The sequence below is a fragment of the Hoeflea sp. genome (assembly GCF_984452065.1).
The window spans coordinates 1253-3269 of sequence record NZ_CFHWAF010000236.1 but is presented as its reverse complement, the minus strand read 5'-3'; the positions used below and the strand labels follow the sequence as shown (position 1 = coordinate 3269).

Annotated in this window: 2 protein-coding genes; both read left to right on the top strand. The window is 60.2% G+C overall.

Translation table 11 applies throughout. The annotated features are described in order from the left end of the window. On the top strand, window positions 1-824 hold an 824-nt coding region (locus AC5E6N_RS23855), incomplete at its 5' end, for a phosphatidate cytidylyltransferase (RefSeq protein ID WP_491750147.1). Window positions 825-847: 23 nt separating this feature from the next. Further along, window positions 848-1981 carry an RIP metalloprotease RseP gene (rseP, locus tag AC5E6N_RS23850; RefSeq protein ID WP_491750146.1) on the top strand — a complete coding sequence of 378 codons (1134 nt, stop codon included), beginning with the start codon at window positions 848-850 and terminating at the stop codon, window positions 1979-1981. Window positions 1982-2017 lie beyond the last annotated feature (36 nt).

Genomic DNA, 2017 nt, shown 5'->3' with positions numbered 1-2017 from the left:
TGGTGCGAACGGCTTCCGGCGTCACGCTGGGATTGGTCGTGCTTGCGCTGACCTGGTATGGCGGCCTTGGATTCAAGCTGCTGTCGGCGGCCGGGATGGGGCTCGTTTTCTACGAGTGGTTTCGGATCGTCCAGACCCGGCATTTGAGCGGGTCGGTCTGGGGTATCGGAGCTGTATCCATTTTTTTGGTGGCATTGTGCATTTTCGCCGGATGGGGCGGGCTCGCAATTGCCGTTTCCGCCGCGGGAGCAGGTTTGTGTCTGCTGGTCCGCGCGTTGGAGGGTCAGGATGCCTGGCCGGCCGTGGGCGTGGTTTATGCGGGTTTTGCCGGAGTGGCGTTCGCCGAACTGCGCGATTCCGGGCAATACGGTTTCGCTGCCCTCATGTTCCTTTTCGCCGTCGTCTGGGCAACGGACATATGCGCCTATTTCGGCGGTCGGCGTTTTGGCGGCCCGAAACTGGCTCCTGTCATCTCGCCGGCAAAGACCTGGTCGGGATTTGCAACCGGATTGTTTGGCGGCGTTGTTGCCGGCACGATCGTTGCGGTGATCCTGGCGGGTGCGAGCGTTGGCTGGATTATTCTGCTTGCCGCGCTAATCTCGGTATCGGGACAGATCGGCGATCTGTTCGAATCGGGCTTCAAACGGCAGTTCGGTGTCAAGGATTCCGGGGCGGTCATACCCGGCCATGGCGGCGTTATGGATCGTGTCGACAGCGTCATTTTCGCCGCTTTTTCGGCCTATCTCGTCGGTGTGGCCTTGCCGGGGCATAAGATGTCCGCCGACGGCGGCAACGGCATCGCGCTTCAGTTGCTGGGGCCGTGAGAACAAGGGACAACTGGAATTCAATGGACTTTCTGCTACCTGTCTACGGCTTCCTCGTCGGTTACATCGTGCCGTTTCTCATCGTGCTGACGCTGGTCGTCTTCGTGCATGAGATGGGCCACTATCTGGTCGGCCGCTGGTGCGGCATCGGCATAGTAACCTTTTCTGTCGGTTTCGGTCCGGAATTGATCGGATTTAACGATCGCCACGGGACAAGATGGAAGCTTTCGGCGATCCCGCTTGGCGGTTATGTCAAATTCTTTGGCGACGAAAACGCGGCAAGTGCGCCCGATTTCGAGGGCGTCGAAGCCATGAGTGACGAGGACAGGGCGCGCACCTTCATGGGCGCCAATGTCTGGAGACGCGTGGCGACCGTCGCCGCCGGACCCTTCGCCAATTTCATTCTGGCTATTGTCATATTCGCGGTCATGTTCAGCCTCTACGGCAAGCCCGTCGCCGACCCCGTGATCGCCCAGGTTCAGCCCGGCAGCGCGGCCGAGGAAGCCGGCCTGCTTCCCGGCGACATCATCACCGCGATCGACGGAACGCCGGTCACGACATTCGAGGATATTCGCCGTTACGTGTCGCCGCGGCCCGAAGTGGCGATCGTTGTCACGGTCGACCGCGACGGCCGGGTGCTGGAGGTGCCCATTACGCCGCGCAGGTCCGAGATCGAGGATCAGTTCGGCAACAAGCTGGAAGTCGGCCTGATCGGGGTCGTGACCGATGCGGATGCCGCGAACTTCAGAACACTGGACCTCAATCCGGCGCAGGCGCTTGTCGAGGGCGTCAGCTCGAGCTGGTATATTGTGGCGCGAACGGTCACCTATGTCGGGAACATAATCATCGGCAGGGAAAACCCCGATCAACTGGGCGGGCCGATCCGCGTCGCCCAGATGTCCGGGCAGGTTGCGACACTGGGCGCTGGCGCACTGCTTCAATTGGCCGCCGTTCTTTCCGTTTCGATCGGCTTTTTGAACCTGTTGCCGATCCCGATGCTGGACGGAGGCCATCTGGTATTTTACGCGATTGAAATCATCCGTGGAAAACCGGTCGGGGAGAGGGCGCAGGAGGTCGCTTTCAAGATAGGGCTCAGCCTTGTGCTGATGCTGATGTTGTTTGCGACCTGGAACGATGTGACCATGCTTTTTGGCTAATTCCGCAATGGTCTTGCAAGTGCTCGAACCACTTGC

Excerpts from the sequence above, each read along its gene's own strand:
- rseP (WP_491750146.1), top strand. The coding sequence starts at position 848 with ATGGACTTTCTGCTACCTGTCTACGGCTTCCTCGTCGGTTACATCGTG.